The 17,886-nt window shown below is 70.2% G+C and carries 7 protein-coding genes; 4 read left to right on the forward strand and 3 right to left on the reverse strand.

Annotated features, from left to right (window positions below; translation table 11 throughout):
* Positions 1-243 precede the first annotated feature (243 nt).
* A complete protein-coding gene (locus E0H75_RS13750) occupies positions 244-10,023 on the forward strand; it encodes a non-ribosomal peptide synthetase/type I polyketide synthase (RefSeq protein ID WP_131513870.1) in 9,780 nt (3,259 codons plus the stop codon).
* A 91-nt stretch (positions 10,024-10,114) separates the two neighbouring features.
* Here the strand turns inward: E0H75_RS13750 and E0H75_RS13755 are convergent, their stop codons facing one another.
* Both E0H75_RS13755 and E0H75_RS13760 read right to left on the reverse strand, forming a co-directional pair.
* Positions 10,115-10,735 (reverse strand): hypothetical protein, encoded by a 621-nt coding sequence (locus tag E0H75_RS13755; RefSeq protein ID WP_131513871.1) that lies wholly within the window; start codon positions 10,733-10,735, stop codon positions 10,115-10,117.
* A 347-nt stretch (positions 10,736-11,082) separates the two neighbouring features.
* The gene (locus E0H75_RS13760; RefSeq protein WP_131513872.1) at positions 11,083-12,009 is read right to left on the reverse strand and encodes an ROK family protein; all 927 of its coding nucleotides are present in this window, start codon (positions 12,007-12,009) and stop codon (positions 11,083-11,085) included.
* Positions 12,010-12,268: 259 nt separating this feature from the next.
* Between E0H75_RS13760 and nagZ the strand changes: the two genes are divergently transcribed.
* Positions 12,269-13,750 (forward strand): beta-N-acetylhexosaminidase, encoded by a 1,482-nt coding sequence (gene nagZ / locus E0H75_RS13765; RefSeq protein ID WP_131513873.1) that lies wholly within the window; start codon positions 12,269-12,271, stop codon positions 13,748-13,750.
* Here nagZ and E0H75_RS13770 read toward each other — a convergent pair.
* The gene (locus tag E0H75_RS13770) at positions 13,737-14,930 is read right to left on the reverse strand and encodes an ROK family protein (protein ID WP_131513874.1); all 1,194 of its coding nucleotides are present in this window, start codon (positions 14,928-14,930) and stop codon (positions 13,737-13,739) included. The two genes, nagZ and E0H75_RS13770, sit on opposite strands and share 14 nt — an antisense overlap.
* Before the next feature lie 112 nt (positions 14,931-15,042).
* Between E0H75_RS13770 and E0H75_RS13775 the strand changes: the two genes are divergently transcribed.
* Positions 15,043-16,674: a glycoside hydrolase family 13 protein gene (locus E0H75_RS13775; protein ID WP_131513875.1), complete on the forward strand. Its 1,632-nt coding sequence runs from the start codon at positions 15,043-15,045 to the stop codon at positions 16,672-16,674.
* Between the two features lie 18 nt (positions 16,675-16,692).
* Positions 16,693-17,826 (forward strand): Nif3-like dinuclear metal center hexameric protein, encoded by a 1,134-nt coding sequence (locus tag E0H75_RS13780; protein ID WP_202872984.1) that lies wholly within the window; start codon positions 16,693-16,695, stop codon positions 17,824-17,826.
* The last annotated feature ends 60 nt before the right edge of the window (positions 17,827-17,886 follow it).

Below are 17,886 nucleotides of genomic sequence, written 5' to 3' on the forward strand. Positions count from 1 at the left end.
CGGCTGTCGGTCGGCGCGATGACGCACCGGGGTGCCCGGTCACGGCTTCGTTCCGGCAGACGGAAAACGGGGCTTTCTGTCGGTGAGAGCGAGACGGGTCTGCCCTGAGCCCGGCTCCGTCCAGTTGGGGAGGCGCGTGTCCGTGGGTCGCCAACTGGACGGCACCACCGTTGTGTCCCGGCCTGCCCGCGCATTCGCTGAACCCCTCCCGACCCACCTCGTGCCGGTGGTGGGAGGCACGTGGTGAGAAGCGGTGTGGACCGGCCGGCGATCAGCACCGGACCGGCCCTGATGATCCCGGCCGGATACCCCAGGGACCTGCCCAGCGCGCTGCTCCGCGCGGCCCGCGACTTCGGCGGCGCCGGCGTGGTCGAGATCGGCCCCGACGGCCGTGAGACCAAGCTCGACTTCCCGACCCTGCTCGAGTTGGCTGCCCGCATACTGGCCGGCCTGCGGGCGAACGGCGTACGCGCCGGAGATCCGGCGGTCGTGCACTGCACCGAGCCCGTCGGCTTCTTCGCGGCCTTCTGGGCCTGCACGCTGGGCGGCATCCGTCCGTTGCTGATGGCCCCGAGTCCTGAGGGCGACCGGTCCGAGGAGGGTCGCGAGCGGCTCCGCAAGCTGACCGACCTGCTCGGCTGGACCGTGCTGATCGGCCGCCCGTCCGACCTCCCGAACGACCTCGGCCTGCCGGTCCTCGACCCGGACGCCCTGGCCGGCCATGAGCCGACGTCGGAGTTCCACCGCCCGGCCGCGGACGACGTCGCCGTACTGATGATGTCGTCCGGCACCAGCACCGGTGCGCCGAAGATCGTGCAGCTGACTCACCGCGGGCTGGTCGAGTTCGCCGCTGGTACGCCGGCCATGCTGCCGGTGCGGCCCGGTCAGACAACGCTGAACTGGCTGCCGCTGACGCAGAGCGGCGCGTTCCTGCTGTACCACCTGCTGCCCGTGTTCACCGGCTGCACCAACGTGCATGTGAACACCGACTGGGTGCTGGCTGACCCGCTGCGCTGGCTGGACTTGATGGACCAGCACCGGGTCAACCATTCCTGGTCCCCGAACTTCGGCTACCGCCTCGCCACGCGGGCGATCGCGGGCGAGCCGGACCGGCACTGGGACCTGTCCGCGCTGCGCAGTCTGGTCAGCGGTGGCGAGCAGATCACGGTGCCGGTGGTGTCGGAGTTCCTGCGGCTGACGAACCGGTTCGGCGTCGTACCGGAGACCTTCGTCGCGGCCTGGGGGATGACGGAGACGGTCACCGGGATCACGTTCGCGCGGCCTGGGCTGACGCCGAACGTGCACCGCGTCCGGATCCCGCCGACCGGCGTCATCGAGTGGGTCGACCAGCGGCCGGCCACCGGGAAGGTCGCGGTTGCTCGGCCGGGTAAGACGCGGGCCGAGGCACCCGGCGTGCTGAGCCTGGTGTCTGTCGGTGCTCCGGCGCCCGGTACGACGGTGCGGATCGTGGCGCCGAACGGTGCGGTGCTGCCGGAGGGCCGGATCGGTCAGCTGCAGGTCGCGTCGGCTCGGGTGACACCGGGGTACCTGGGCAATCTGGAGGCGGACCGGGCGGCGTTCCCGATTGGCAACTGGCCGGCGCGGAAGTGGCTGGCGACCGGGGACCAGGCGTTCATCACCGGCGGGCAGGTGGTCATCACCGGCCGGGACAGCGAACGCATCATCATGTCCGGGAAGCTCTACTACGCGCACGACATCGAGTCGGTCGCTGCGACGGTGGTCGGTGCCGAGCAGGGTCTGGTCGCGGCTTGTGGGATCGCGGACGGCGAGAGCGGGACCGACCGGCTGGTCGTGTTCTACGCGCTCACGCCGGAGTCGATCCCGGGGATGGATCAGGCGATCCGGAGTCTCGTCCTGGCCCGGCTCGGGCTTCAGGCCGAGGTGATCGGCGTACCGCGCCGGGACTTCCCGACCACGCCCGGCGGCAAGATCCTCCGCCCGCTGCTCAAGCAACGCTGGATCGACGGCACGCTGGAAACCCCACCCCACCCGTACGTCGAACCAGCCGGCGCCAACTCGTACTCCGGCCCCGCCGGCGAAGGCCCGCACGCAGGCGCCGCCGACACCCTCATCTCAGCCGAAGAAGACCCAGCCGAACGCACCACCGAACTCCCGGTAGTCCGCCTCGCCTGGAAACGCACCCTCCAACAATCCATCCCCACCCCACCCCAACGCCCCACCCTCGGCACCCCCACCCCCTCCCAGCAGGCCACGCCCTCCGAGCCCACCGCAGCCGCCGCCCAGCCCGCTCCCCCCGCAACCGAGCCAACCGCCGCCGTCGAGCAACCCGCTCCCGTCGCAACCGAGCCAACCGCCGATGCCGCCCACTCTGAGCCCGCCCCAATCCCCGACACCGAACAAACCACCGAGCTCCAACGAATCCCCGACACCGACGAGCCGCCCCCGCCCGTCGGTGCCGAAGGTCAACGGCCCCCGGAGCCCGCCGCAGAATCCGAGTCGGCCGAGCCCGTCGAGAACGCATCTGCCGCGCCTGCGACCGCAGCACAGCCCCACCCGGAGCCCACTGCAGAGGCCGAGGTCAAGCAGCCCGCCGAGCAAGCGCCCAAGCAGCCCGCCGAAGCCCAGCCAGATCCCGCAGCACACCTCGAGCCAACCGACCCAGCCGAAGCAGCAGCCGACAAGCCTGCGGCTGAAGCCCAGGCACAGCCGGAGGCCACCGCAGAGGTCGAGCCGGCTGAGCCCGCCGAGGAAGCATCTGAGCAGCCTGCCGAAGAGCAGCCCCAGTCCTCCGCGGACGCCGAGCCGACCCAGCTTTCCGAGGCAGCAGCCGAGGAACCCGCGGCCGAAGCACACCCCCAGCCGTCCGCGAAGGCCGACCGGACCGAGTCTGTGGCGGGGACGGCTGAGGAGTCTGCAGCCGAAGTGCGCACTGACCTGGCCGCGGAGACCGAGGCGATCGAGCCCGCCGCGGAAGCACCTGAGGAGCCTGCGGCCGAAGCACAACCCGAGCCGGAGTCCTCCGCGCAGGTCGAACCGACCGGGCCTGTCGAGGGAACGGCCGAGGAGCCTGCAGCCGAAGTCCAGCCGCAGCCGGAGTCCTCCGCCGAGGCCGAGTCGACCGAGTCGGTCGAGGCAGCAGCCGAGTCCGCGGGCTCCGAAGCGCCGCAGGAGTCCGCAGCATGGACTGAGTCGGCCGAGCATGCCGCGGAAGCACCTGAAGGGCCTGCTGCCGAAGCACAGGCTCGGGCTGAGCTCCCTGCCGCCCGGTTCATCGCGCAGTACACGATCACGCATGCCCCCGCCCTCGACGTACCAGCCGAAGCACCCGCCCCAGAACCGGTCGCCAAGGCAACCGACCACGAACAGCCCCAGCCCGCCACCGAGCAGCAACCCGAAGCCGAGGCAGCACCGACGGCCGCGGCTGGTCCCGTCGCCGGAGCCGCTGCCGAGGAACAGCAGCCCGAGGCCGAGCTGAAGCCCGCCGCCGAAACCGGGCCCGCCGCGGAGGTTGTCGACGAGCAGGCGCCTGAGGTTGGGCTGGAGGCAGCCGCCGAGTCCGAGGTCGGCGCCGATGAGCAGCTTGAGGTCGAGCCAGGCGCCGAAGCTGAGCCTGCCGCGGAGGCTGTTGCCGAAGAGCAGCAAGAGGCTGAGCCGACGCAAGCAGCTGAGGCTGAGTCGACTGAGACCGTCGACGAGTCGGCCGCCGATGCGACCTCCGAGGAGATCGCAGAGGCTGAGCAGCCTGAATCCACCGAGGAGCTATCCGCCGAAGCCGAGCCGATCGAGGAAGTAGCTGCCGAGGCTGCTCAGGACGAGCCTTCGGAGGCTGAGTCGGTCGAGGAGGTGGCGGGCGAGCCTGTCGAGGAGCACACGGTGGCTGCGTCGGCGGTGTCCGTCGCGGAGGCAACCGTCGAGGGTGTCTCCGGGGCAGAGCCGGTTGTAGAAGGAGCGACCGAGCAGGTCGCGGAGGCTGGGCAGGAGTCGGAGGCTGCGCCAGAGCTGGTCGCGTCCGCAGAGTCGGAACCCGAACACCCGACTGACCAGGCTCAGGCAGCGCCCGCGCCGCAGGCCGAGTCCGCGCAGCGGGAGCGGGAGCGGGAGCGGGTTGTGGGGGCTGTGGCTGTGGTGGGGTTGGCTGGGCGGTTTCCGGGGGCGGAGACGCTGGAGCAGTTCTGGGACAACCTTGTGGGTGGGGTGGAGAGTCTTCGGCGGTTCACGAGTGAGGAAGTGAGCCAGGCGGGCGGGCATGTGGATGACGGGCTGGTGGCCGTCAGTGGCGTGCTTGATCATGTGGAGTCGTTCGACGCGAAGTTCTTCGGCCTCAGCGACCGTGAGGCCGAGTTGATGGACCCGGCGCAGCGGTTGTTCCTGGAGGTCTGCTACCAGGCGCTCGAGCACGGCGGGTACGCCGGTACCACCGGCCGCGTCGGCGTGTTCGCGGGCTCCGGCATGAACCTGTACACCCAGCAGCACCAGTCCCGCGACTCCCTCGCCACCCGCGTCGCCTATCGCCTCGGCCTCACCGGTCCGGCCATCGGCGTACAGTCCGCCTGGTCCTCGTCCTTGGTCGCGGTGCACCTGGCCTGCCAGGCGTTGCGCTCCGGCGACGCGGACCTCGCCCTCGCCGGTGCGGCCGCCGTACAGGTGCCGCAGGCAACGGGCTACCACCCGGCACCGGAGTCGATCCTGTCGCCGCGCGGCCAGGTCCGTGCGTTCGACGCGGCCGCAGACGGCACGGTCGGTGGGAACGGCGTTGCGGCCGTACTGCTGAAGCGGCTCGACCAGGCCGTCGCCGACGGAGACACCGTGTACGCCGTGATCCGCGGCACCGCGGTCAGCAACGAAGACGCTTCCGAGGGCAACCAGGTCGACCTGATCGAGCGTGCGCTGGAGCGGTCCGGGTTCGCGGCGGACTCACTCAGCTACATCGAGGCGAACGCGATCGGCAGCGCCGCAGCGGACTCCGCCGAGGTGGAGTCGCTGACGACCGCACTGCGCCGGCACACCGACAAGGTCGGCTTCTGCACGATCGGCTCGGTGAAGCCGAACATCGGCCACCTCGACAGCGCCGCGGGCATGGCCGGCCTGATCAAGACCATCCTGATGCTGCAGCACCGGATGCTGGTGCCGACGATCAACTACACCGAGCCGAACGCGGAGCTCGCGCTGGAAGGCAGCCCGTTCGTGATCGGCACCGAGGCGCGTGACTGGGAGGCCGGTACGACGCTGCGCGCGGGCGTCAGCGCACTCGACGCCGGCGGTACCAACGCGCAGGTCATCCTGGAGGAGTCGCCGCGGCAGATCCGTCGCGGCGACGACGGACCGGTCGTGCTGCCTCTCTCTGCGCCCGACCCGGACGCTCTGGCGGATCTGGTCGAGTTGTTCCGCACCGATCTCGGCCACGGCACCGGACACCGCCTGATCGACCTCGCTGGTACGGCGGCCCTCGGCCGACCGCCACACCGGCACCGCATCGCGGTAGCGGGCGCGTCCGAGGCCGAGCTGGTCGACGCACTCGGCTCAGCTCAGGCGACCGAAGTCCCACGCGGCGGACCGGGTCCACTGGGCTACGCGTTCACCGGTCAGGGCGCTGCGCGACGCGGAATGGCTGCTGCACTTGCCACTCGCTTCCCGGTGTTCCGCTCGGTGCTGGACGAGTGCGACCGCGTGTACGCCGAGGAGACCGGTGGCAGCCTGCTGGAGCTGTTACTGACACCTGCCGGTGCGTCCGAAGGTGTCTGGCCGACTGAGACCGCGCAGCCCGCGCTGTTCGCGTTCGAGGTGGCGCTTGCGCGGCTCTGGCAGTCGTTCGGTGTGCAGCCCGCGCTGGTGGTCGGTCACAGCGTGGGGGAGTACGCCGCTCTGTGCGTGGCCGGTGCCCTCTCGCTGGCGGACGGCGTACGGCTGACCGCCAAGCGCGGCGAGCTCATGCAGCGTGGCACCGTGCCCGGCGCGATGGTTGCTGTCCGTGCGGACGCGGACCGGGTTCGCGAGCTGACGCAGACGCCTGGCGTGGAGATTGCCGCAGGCAACGGTCCGCAGTCGTTCGTGCTGACCGGTTCCGAGGTGATCGTCGGGCAGCTCGCGGAGCAGCTGGACCGGCTGGAGGTTGCGTATCAGCGGCTGGACGTGGATCGGGCGTTCCACAGTTCGCTGGTGGATCCGATCCTGAAGGACTTCGCCGCGATCGTCCGGGAGATCACGCTGAAGCCGTTGCGGACGCCGATGGTGTCGAGCTGGTCCGGCGATCTGCTCGAGTCCGGGACGGTGCTGGACGGCGACTACCTGGTCGGGCAGTTGCGGCAGCCGGTGCTGTTCGGTGACGCGGTCGAGGCGGTCACGGCCGCCGGTTGCCGTCGCTTCCTGGAGCTCGGGCCGGACGCCGTACTGAGTCCGGCAGGGCGCCGGATCGCGCCGAACAGCACGTGGATCCCCGCGCAACGGCTGGGTCAGGATCCCGTCCTCGCGACGATGAACGGGCTGGCCGAGTTGTACGAGCAGGGCACCGAGATCGCGTGGTCGAAGGTGTACTCCGACGGCGGTCGCGTGCCGTTGCCGACGTACCCGTTCCGGCGGGTGCATCACCCGGTCGACACCTCTGCGACCGGGCTCGCTGGTGATGGTGCCGGGCGGGTGGCGCGGGTGCAGCCGAGTCCGTTCGAGCGCGCGGCGCGGGCGCAGGCGGTCGTGTTCGAGCCGTCGAGTGCGGCGGTGAAGCGGATCCCGCTGGATCCGCCGTCCGAACCGGAGGTTGCTGAGAGCAACGAGCCGGTGGAGGAGCAGTCGCCGTTCGCGTTGCCGGCGGAGACACATCAGATCGACGCGGACTATCTGGCGCAGGCCGGGGTGTTGTCCGGCGACGAGATGTCGGCCGAGCGGTACCGCGACTCGCTGGATCTGATCCTGGATCTGACTTGTGAGGCGCTGAACCTCGATCCGTACGACCTGACCGTCGACCACACGTTCGCCGAGCTCGGCGCCAGGCCGGACTCGATGGCGCCGGTCATCACCGAGATCAACTCCCGCTTCGAGGTGACGCTCACCTCCGAGGATCTGTTCAGCGCCTACACCACTCCGCACAAGCTCGCCACAGCCGTCGCCACGCAGGCCCCGGAAGCCCCGGAAGCCCTGGAAGCCCCGGAGGCGGAGCAGGCGGCCGTTGCAGTCCCGCCGGAGACCGCCGCCGAAGCACCCGAACCGGTGGAAGGTGCGGCCGAGGAGGCGCGCGCCGAGAAGACCGAGAACGCCGCGGCGAAGGCTCCGACCGAGGAAACCGAGCTCCAGCCTCCCGCCGAGAAGGCCGAGGTCGAGCCTGCGGCCGAGGACGCTGAGGTCGAGGCTCCTGCTGAAGAGCTTCAGGAGATGGCAGCCGCGCCGGTTCGGGATGCTCGGACTGCTCTGGCTGATCTGGGCTCCGGGTTGGCGGAGTTGGCGGCGAAGGTCGACGAGGCCGCAGCGGCGACCAGCGAGGCCGAGTTGCCAGGCAACGGCATGGCCGTGCTCATGTCGCAGCAACTCCGCGTGGCGGGCCAGCTGGTGGACGGCGTCACCAAGCTGATGCGCGAACAGCTCGCCCTCCTCGAAGCCGCAACCTCAGAAGACCCAACCACCTCCGAACACCTCGGCGACCCCGACCCATCAACGCCTCAAGAGCCGAACGGCGCGCAGGACGCAGCGGGCAAGGCTGAAGCCATCGACGATGTGCAGCCTGATGCACCCGCGGCGGACCCAGAGGACGAAACAGAGCTAACAGCCGAAGCGCAGACCGAGCCTCGCAAGGGCGAGGACGTTGAGCGGTTGCGGCGGGACCTGGGCTACTGGGAGATGGCGCTGGCCGGGGCAGAGCCGCTCGTGCTGGTTGCGGACGGCGTCCGCCCGGCTGCCTCGGGCGCTGTCGGGTCCGTGAAGAAGGAGTTCGAGGAGGAGCTCGGCGACGCGGTGTTCGTGTTCAGCCGGGGCCGGAAGGTCTCCCCGCTGATGACCATGCTGGCGGCCGTCGGCACCGTGCTCGGGCGATTCGCCGCGCAGGACGACGTGACGATCGGGACCGCGTTGATCCGGCCGCAGGGCGACACCTCGACGGCGGCCCGGCGCGCTCTCCCGATCCGGATCGACCTGTCCGGCGAACCCGACCTCGGCGAGATCGCGCACCGGGTGCGCGACGTGACGGCCGGCGCGTTCGACCACGCCGGCACCGACCTCGCCGTGCTCGAGCGTGACCCACTCTTCCAGGTTCTCGTCGAGTTCGAGGACGGCGACGACGAGCTGCCCGAACCGCTCGACCTCCGCCTCCGGCTGACCCACCACGGCGCCGGCATCACGTGTACGGCGGACTACCGCTCCGGACTGTTCGAGCAGCGCACCATCGACCGCCTCGTCGCGTACCTCGAAGCGGTCCTGCGTCGCGCCACCGCCCAGCCGAACTTGCGCCTCCCCGACCTGATGTTCCCGATCGAGTCCGACCTCGAGGCCCTCCGCGAGCTCGAAGGCGACACCGCGCCAGCCGGCCCGATCGGTCGAGTACGTCGGGATGCCGTCGTCGCCGGCGAGCTCAGCGGACTGCACACGCTCTTCGAGCAGCAGGTCGCCCGCACTCCGGACGCGATCGCGCTGATCCAGGATCAGCGCGAGCTGACGTACGGTGAACTCGATCGCCGGGCCAACGCACTCGCGTGGCGGCTCGTCGACCTCGGCGTGAAGCCCGGACAACTGGTCGCCGTACGTGTTGCCCGAGGCACCGAACTGGTCGTCGCGGTGCTCGCCGTGCTGAAGTCCGGCGCGGCGTACCTGCCGCTGGATCCCGGCGTACCCGAGTCGCGCTGGGCGTTCATGGTCGCGGACTCCTCCGCGGTCGCGCTGGTCGGTGACGACGCGGCCCTGGCCGATCGGCTCGGACTGCGGTTGGTTCCGGTGGCAACGTCGGACGGCGATGCGCGAGCGCGGCAGGCGCCGCCGGTGCGGGCCGCCGCCGATGATGTTGCCTACTGCATCTACACGTCCGGCTCGACCGGGAACCCGAAGGGCGTCGTCGTCCCGCACCGCGGCCCGGTCAACCTGATCCGGCATTATCTGCGGACCCGGAGTTCGCTGCGGACGCTGCAGTGGACCTCGTTCGGTTTCGACGTTCACGTGCAGGAGATGTTCACCGCGCTGGCCTCCGGCTCGGCGCTGGTGCTGATCGGCGAGGACGACCGGTACGACCCGGACGCGGTGATCGCGGCGCTGCGGGACCACGACGTCGAGCGGTTGTTCATGGCGTTCAGCCCGTTGACGGCGTTGCTCGCGACGATGCGGCGGCTGCCCGAGTTGCCCGCGCTGCGGGAGATCGTCGCGGGCGGCGAGGCGATGGTGCTGACGCACAAGGTGCGCGACTTCCTCGAGGCGCATCCGGAGTGCCGGCTGTTCAACGAGTACGGCCCGGTCGAGGCGTCGATCGTGACCACGATCCACGAGGTCGACCCGGCCGTGGACCGGCCGTCGATCGGGCGTCCGGTCGAGGGCGTCGTCGTACGCCTGCTGGATCAGGTACTGCGGCCGGTGCCGGTCGGTGCGGTCGGTGAGATCCACCTCGGCGGACCGGCCGTTGCCCAGGGCTACATCGGGCGGCCGGACGAGACCGAGCACGCGTTCGTGCCGGATCCGGGGCATCCGGGAGCGCGGTTGTACCGCAGCCGCGACCTGGGCCGCTGGCGGCCGGACGGGACGCTGGAGTACCTCGGTCGCGCCGACGACCAGGTCAAGATCCGCGGCCACCGCGTCGAACCCGGCGAAACCGAACACGTCCTGGCCGATCAGCCCGGCGTGGTCGACGCCGTTGTGGTCGCCTGCGCGGATCCGGCCGGCGACACCTGCCTCCTCGGGTACGTCGTTCTCGAGGACAGCGATCCGGCAGTCCTGGCCCGCCTGATGCTCGACCTGACCAAGGAACTCCCGATCTACCTGGTGCCGGCCGACCTCATCCCGATCGAGGAACTCCCGCTCGACGACAACGGGCGTCTGGACCGAGCCCTCCTCCCCGAACCGGAGTGGCTCAAGCCGTAGAGCACTGTCCTGCACCGTGGACGGGGGTTGTCGGGGGCAGCCCTCCCGCAGCCACCGGCCTCCGTCCGCGGTGCAGAACCCGCGACGATCCTCATCCCTCCTGAGGATCGATCGCACTCCTCGCCCGGCGGCGGAACAGCGATGAGGCGCTGATCACGCAGACGAGCAGGGAGTAGACCGCCAGCGCGGACCCGACGCTTCCGGTCGTCGGTCCGACGCTGCCGGCACCGGATCCGTTCCCACCGGAACCCATTCCGTCTCCGCCGGACCCGACCGCCACCACGGCGGTGACCACGATCAGAGCGATCAGTGGTCCGGTCCAGCCGAGCACACCCAGCCGGAGCGCGTGGCCGTCGTCGGCCGGCGCTCCCATGGGTGGAGCCGACCCTGCCACGGCTGCGGCGGTTCCCGGGCCGGCGAGGGCCCGTCCGCGCAGCGAGCCGTGCAGGGCAGCGACGCCGCACGCGGCGGCGACGTTCATCAGTAGCAAGCGTCCGGCGACGTCCTCGAGCGCCACCGCCCCCGGGCCAACGGTGCCGTAGACGACCGCGTACACGTCGACCGGCACAGTGACCGCGGCGGCCAGGACAGCGGCGATCTGGAACAGTCGCGGCCGTCCGACAGATGCTCGCAGTACGTCGTACCTGGACGTGGTCCGGACCAGCAGCGCGGTGAAGAAGACAGCGAAGAGCAGGAGTACCGCGACGTCCATCGGGGACCGAGTCTCTCTGGTCGAGCGTTGCCCTGGACAACGCTGGCGGACGTTGCTGACCTGACCTGACGCCGTGCTGTTCGCGAGGGCGGCGGAGAGTCTCCTCTCCGCCGCTCACGCGTTCGGCTGATCCTGGCCCCCCATCGACCAACCGTTGCCGACCGGTCCAGGCCCCCCTGACCAGTCTTGGATGACGTGCCCCCACCCCATCCATCCGTTGCATCGCGTGGGACGGCCCAGTCGTTACACAGATCCGGGCAATTGGGTTAAAACTGCGCAAAGGTGCGCATGCGACCCTGTTCCGCGCGTGCAGATGTGTGCGTAACGCCGGGAGAGGTGTACGGCGGTCAGCCGACGGCGGCCCAGGCCTGATGGGCGGCCCCGAGCAGGCCGGCGTTGTCGAGCTGGGCGGGCTCGACCGCCAGGTCGGTGATGAAAGGGAGTTGTGCGAGCCGCTTCACCCACGCCTGCACCGGGTCGAACAGAACCGGCCCGGCCTTCGACACCCCGCCCCCGATGACCACCGTGGTCAGATCGACCGTCACCGCCGTCGCGACGATCCCCGCGGCCAGTGCCTGCGCGCCGTCGTCGAACGCGGCCAGCGCGAGCTCGTCCCCGGCGGCCGCGTCGGCGGCGAGTACGGCGGCATCCGCCTCCTCGCCGATCCGCCAGCCGCGACGCTTGGCCCGGGCAACCATCCGCGGCCCGCTCGCGTACGCCTCCACGCAGCCGTACGACCCGCACGCGCACGCCTCGCCGTCCAGGTCCACGACCACGTGACCGATGTGCGCGGCGTTCCCCGACTGACCGATGACAGGCTTGCCGTCGACAACCAATCCGCCGCCGACGCCGGTCGACACCACGATCCCCAGAAGCGTGTCGGCGTCGCGTCCGGCGCCCGTCCAGAACTCACCCAGCGCGAAGCAGTGCCCGTCGACCCCGAGCGTCACGGGTACGTCGCCGACCAGCCCCCGGACCCGCTCGACCAGCGGGAAGTTCCGCCAGCCGGTGATGTTGACCGGTGACACCAGCCCGTGCTCCTGATCCAGTGGCCCGGCCGAACCGATCCCGACCGCGACCGGCGTCGCGTCACCGCGCACCCGCCCGATCAGCTCGCCGAGCGCCGCGAAGACCACGTCCGCGTCGCCGGGTGGAGTCAGGATCCGGTCCCCGGTGAGGATCTCACCGTCGCTGGACACGAGTGCGGCGGCCATCTTCGTGCCGCCGATGTCGATGCCCAGGACGGTGTCCTGCTTCACTGGTTCGTCACTCATGGTCCCCCCGTCAGTGCCGATGCAGGTGGTCAGGTCGGGAGACAACGTTATCCGTAGTCGGCCCGGACAGACAGGGGTCAATGGCAGGAATCCCCCGCAAAGCCGCAGGAAGACGCCAGTTAAATGCCTTGACATAGCCTGACAACGATCGCCCTAGGCCGTCCAGAAGGCGCTAATTATTAGCTGTCCGTGACGGCATTGGCCGGACTCCGGCGGCCAGGGCTGGCGGCGCGCACCTCGGGGAGGAGAGGGTAGGGGGATGAGTGATCAACTGGATCGTGATGCCGCCGGCGCGCTGATCGTCGGCTTCAGCGGGACCACCGCCCCCGACGAGTTGCGCCGTGCGGTCGCTGCCGGTCTCGGCGGCGTCATCCTGTTCACCCGCAACGTCGCCGACGCCGATCAGGTGGCCGCCCTGACCGCGTCGCTGCGGGCCGAGCGGCCCGACCTGATCATCGCGATCGATCACGAGGGCGGCGAGTTCAGCCACCTCGCGCCGGCCAACCCGTGGCCGCTGGCCTCACCGCGCGTCCTCGGCGATCTCGACGACGTCGACCTGACCCGCGCCTCCGCCCGGGACGCCGCGGCGACGCTGGCGAGCCTGGGCATCGACCTGATGCTCGCGCCGTCGGTCGACGTCAACAGCAACCCGGCGAACCCGATCATCTCCACCCGCTCGTTCGGTACGACGGCCGACGTGGTCTCCCGGCACGGCGTCGCGTTCGTCGAGGGCGTGCACGAGGCCGGCATCGCCGCCTGCCCAAAGCACTTCCCGGGCCACGGCGACGTCGCCGTCGACTCCCACGTCGGCCTGCCCAGCGTCGACCGCTCGATCGAGGAGGTCAACGCGGTCGAGCTTGCGCCGTTCCGGGCGACGATCGCGGCCGGCGCCGACGTGGTGATGAGCGCCCACATCATCTTCTCCGCGTACGACGACCAGCCGGCCACCCTGTCGCGCCGCCTGCTGACCGGCCTGCTGCGCGAAGAACTCGGCTTCACCGGCGTGATCACCACTGACGCACTGGAGATGCAGGCGATCACCAAGACCAGGTCGATCGAGGACGCCGCGGTCGCGTCGATCGGTGCCGGCGCCGACCTGGCCATGATCGCCGTCGGCTCCGCGGACCCACAGGCGCTGACCGCGCGGGTGGTCGATGCCATCGGCAACGGAACGTTGGACGCCGAACGAGTCGCCGACGCGGCTGCCCGGGGCCGTGCGCTCGCGGCGAGCTTGGCCCAGCGCACCCGGCAGCCGGGTCTCGACGGTGCCCCGATCCGCGAGGTCGCCGCCCGCGTGGTGGCCGGCCAGAACATCCCGGTGCTCGGCTCCGCGCCGTACGTCATCGATCTGACGCAGGGGCTGCACCCGGCCTGGAACCCCTATTTCAGTGGGCTTCCCGAGGTCTTCGGTCGCGTTGCACCAGGTTCGGACGGCGTCGTGCTCCGTGGCGAACATCGGCTCACTGACGGTGATTCACCAGCCGGCGACGCGATCAAGACAGCGGCCGCAGCCGCCGCGGGCCGTCCGCTCGTCATCGCGGTTCAAGACGCCGGACGTACGCCGTGGATGCGCGACGCGCTGACCCACCTGCTCGAGGGGCACAAGGACAACGTGTTCGTGCTCTGCACGGGTATCCCCGAGGATCGCGCCCTCGTCCCCGAAGGCATCCGCTCCGCCACCACCTCGGGCCGCAACGTCATCGTCCTCGAGGTAGTCGCGAGGGCGCTCACGCAGGCTTGAGATTCAGATCCAGGGCGTGTTGCTCGACGTAGTTGAGAGCGTGGCGGACCGCGCCGACGGAGACGATCGCGTCGCCGAGGGACGAGACGGCGACGCGCGGCGGCGTACTGGTGAAGGTGGCCAGGTGGCGTTCGATGTCGGGCAGCAACGCCTTGGCGGCCTGGGCGACCGCGCCACCGAGGACGACGAGCTCGGGGTTGAACAGGATCCCGAGCGTCGCCACCACCCGGGCGGTCCGCCCGGCCACGTGCTGAAGGATGCCCAGGGCAACTTCATCGCCGGAGCCGGCGGCGGTGAAGACCTGTTCCGCGGTGATCGGGCCGTCGAGTGTCCGCAGGATGGTGTCGACGGCCGGATCGGCGACCGCGGCGGCGCCTTGGTCACGCGCGATCCGGGCGATGCCGTGGGTGTCACCGACGCCCTCGACGAGCTTGAGGTAGACCATCTCGCCCGCACCACCACGACTGCCGTGCAGCAGCCGGCCCGAATCCATCAGTCCGGAACCGAACCGCTCACCGGCGAGCAGTACGGCGAGGTCGTCGACGTCCCGCCCTTCGCCGCGCCACTGTTCTCCCAGGGCGGCGAGATTGGCGTCGTTCTCGAGCAGCACCGGCCAGCCGTGCAACTCGGTCAGCCGCTTCGCCAGGCCCGCGTCGAACCGCCGCCAGAACTCGTCGTCGACCAGGATGTTCCCGTCCCGGTCGACCGGCGCCGCGACTCCGACTCCCGCAGCCAGCACCTGTGGATCGCAGACCCCCGCGCTCGCCAGGGCTTCGACGATCGTCTCGTGCACGATGTCGGTCCGCTCGCCCGGCGTCTTCACGTCGGACACCGAGCGGCCGGCCTTGGCGACCGTCTCGCCGCGCAGGTCCGCGAGCAGCACCGTGGTCTTGGCGTCGCCGATGTCGATCCCGAGCACATACCCGGCCCGGCTGTTGAACTCGAACCGCCGCGACGGCCGGCCCACCGCGGTGTCGTCGCGGCCGGGGTCGAGCTCGACCACCCAGCCCATCGAGATGAGGTCGTTGCAGACGGCGTGCACGGTCGCCCGGGTCAGGCCGGTGGCCTGGATCAGACCGGTTCCTGTCATCACTCCCGCGTTCGAGAGCACGCCGAGGAGCTTGCCCGCGTTCACGCGGCGCAACAGCGGCGGTGTCGCCGTGGCTTGAGTCACTGTCATGCAAAGCCCCTTGACCAGCTCGAACGTCCCGGCGCAGAATACTGCAGGATCTAAATTTAGACTCTATATTAATCACGGACAACACTCTGCAGACGACTTCAGTGAGGCGCTGATGACGAGCAAGCAGTTGACGAACGATGCCGATTGGTGGCGGCAGGCGGTCGTCTACCAGATCTATCCGCGGAGCTTCGCCGACTCCGACGGCGACGGCCTCGGCGACCTGCAGGGCATCGTCAGCCGCGTGCCGTACCTCGAGGCCCTCGGCATCGACGCGGTCTGGCTGAGCCCGTTCTACCCGTCCGCCCTGGCCGACGGTGGGTACGACGTCGACGACTACCGCGCCGTGGACCCGCGGCTGGGCACCCTGGCGGACATCGACCAACTGGTCGACGCGCTGCACGCGGCGAACATCAAGCTGATCGTCGACATCGTGCCGAACCACACCTCGGACCGGCATGCCTGGTTCACCGAAGCCCTGGCCGCACCGAAGGGTTCGCCGGCGCGGGAGCGGTACATCTTCCGGGAGGGCGACGGTGACCAGCCGCCGTCCGATTGGGACTCGGTGTTCGGCGGCTCCGCGTGGGCGCAGACCGCCGACGGTCAGTGGTACCTGCACATGTTCGCGGCCGAGCAGCCCGACCTGAACTGGGAGCACCCGGAGGTCCGGGCTGACTTCCTCCAGACGCTGCGCTTTTGGTCGGACCGCGGTGTCGACGGCTTCCGGGTGGACGTCGCGCATGCGCTGATGAAGGACCTGTCGGAGCCGATGCCGTCACAGGCGACCCTGCCTCGAGTGTCCGAGTCGTACGGTCTGCACCCGCTGTGGGACCGGGACGGCGTACACGAGATCTATCGCGAGTGGCGGCAGGTCCTGAACGAGTACGACCCACCGCGGTCCGCTGTGGCAGAGGCGTTCGTCCCGGCGTCGCGCCGGGCGCGGTATGCGAGTGCGGACGGGCTCGGGCAGGCGTTCAACTTCGACCTGCTGCAGGCCGACTGGGAGTACGACAAGTTCCGCCAGGTGATCGAGGAGAACCTCGCGCTTGCCGACCAGAATGGCTCCTCCTCGACCTGGGTGTTCTCGAACCACGACGTCGTCCGCCACGCGACCCGCTACGGTCTGCCGAAGGACCCGTCCGGCCTGTGGCAGGACGGCAAGGCTTGGTTGTTGAGCAACGGCACCGAGCCGACCGTCGACGTGGAGCTGGGGTTGCGCCGGGCCCGCGCAGCGGTGCTGCTGATGCTGGCGCTGCCGGGTTCGGCGTACCTGTATCAGGGGGAGGAGCTCGGGCTGCAGGAGGTCGGCGAGCTGCCGGCCGCGAACCTGCAGGACCCGGCCTACTTCCGCTCGAAGGGTGCCGAGAAGGGCCGTGACGGGTGCCGGGTGCCGATCCCATGGACAGTCGGCGGGCTGTCGTTCGGCTTCGGCTCGGGTGGGTCGCATCTGCTGCAGCCGAAGTGGTTCGGTGGGTACTCCGTCGAGGCGCAGGAAGGCGACGTCAGTTCGACGCTGAGCCTGTACCGCAAGGCCCTCGCAGTACGCCGGGGACTGCAGACCGGCAACTCGCTGACGTGGGTCGATGGCACGGACTGGGTCCTGCACTTCACCCGTCCGGGCGGCTGGCAGTCGATCACGAACTTCGGGGTGGCGCCGGTCGAACTGCCGGACGCTGCGGTCGTGCTGTCGAGTGGTCCGCTGGAAGGCGACAAGCTCCCGAGTGACACCACTGCCTGGCTGATCTGATGCGGCAGGATGGGGGCCGTGACTCCGACGCTTGCTGACGTGATCGCCGTACTCGACCGCCTCTACAACCCTGCCTGGGCGGAGTCCTGGGATGCGGTCGGTCTGGTCACTGGCGATCCGGAGCAGCAGGTACGACGGATCCTGTTCGCCGTGGACCCGATGCGCGTGGTGGTGGACGAGGCGATTGCGGGCGACGTCGATCTCCTCGTCACGCACCACCCGCTGTTGTTACGCGGCGTGAACAGCGTGGCGGCGACGACGCCGAAGGGCCGGGTCGTGCACGACCTGATCCGGAGCGGTACGGCGCTGCACGTCTGCCATACCAACGCGGACAACGCGAACCCGGGTGTGAGTGACGCACTGGCCGCGGCACTCGGGCTGCAGGACACGCGGCCGCTCAAGGCGATGCCGTCCGACCCGATGGACAAGCTCGTCGTCTTCGTGCCGGTCGACGAGACACAGGCCATGCTCGACGCACTGGCGAAGGCAGGCGCGGGCCAGATCGGCGACTACGAGCGGGCCGCCTGGAGCGGCACCGGTGAAGGGACCTTCCGTCCACTCGAGGGCGCCAATCCCACGATCGGACAGGTCGGCGACATTGAGGTCGTGCCGGAGAACCGGGTCGAGATGATCCTGCCGCGGGGCAAGCGGCGGGCCGTGGTCGAGGCGCTGAAGGCGGCGCACTCCTACGAGGAACCAGCGTTCGACATCTACGAACTGGCTGCGCTGCCGAGCGAGCGTGGTGGCGGCCGCATCGGTGCGCTGTCCGCGCCGCTGCCGCTGAAGGACTTCGCCCGGTTGGTCGCCGATCACCTCCCGCGCACGGAGCACGGCGTACGGGTGTCGGGGGACCCGGAGCGGACGATCGAGACCGTCGCCGTCGTCGGGGGAGCGGGCGACTCGGAGTTCGAGCGAGTCCGGGCGTCCGGCGTCGACGCGTACGTGACCGCCGACCTCCGGCACCACCCCGCGACCGAGGCCCAGGCGTACGCCGAAGGCCCGGCGCTGGTAGATGTCGCGCACTGGGCCAGCGAGTGGCCGTGGCTGCGGGACGCCGAGCGACTCCTCCTCGAAGGGTTGGCAGCGCAAGGCAGTACCGTGGACACTCACATCTCGACGCTCTGCACGGACGCGTGGACCCTGCGGTTCTGAGCGCTGCTGACAACTGAACGATCTAAGGAGCCGACTCTGAACGCCGAGCCCGCCGTCCAA

Source organism: Kribbella capetownensis (assembly GCF_004331485.1).
Lineage (GTDB): Bacteria > Actinomycetota > Actinomycetes > Propionibacteriales > Kribbellaceae > Kribbella > Kribbella capetownensis.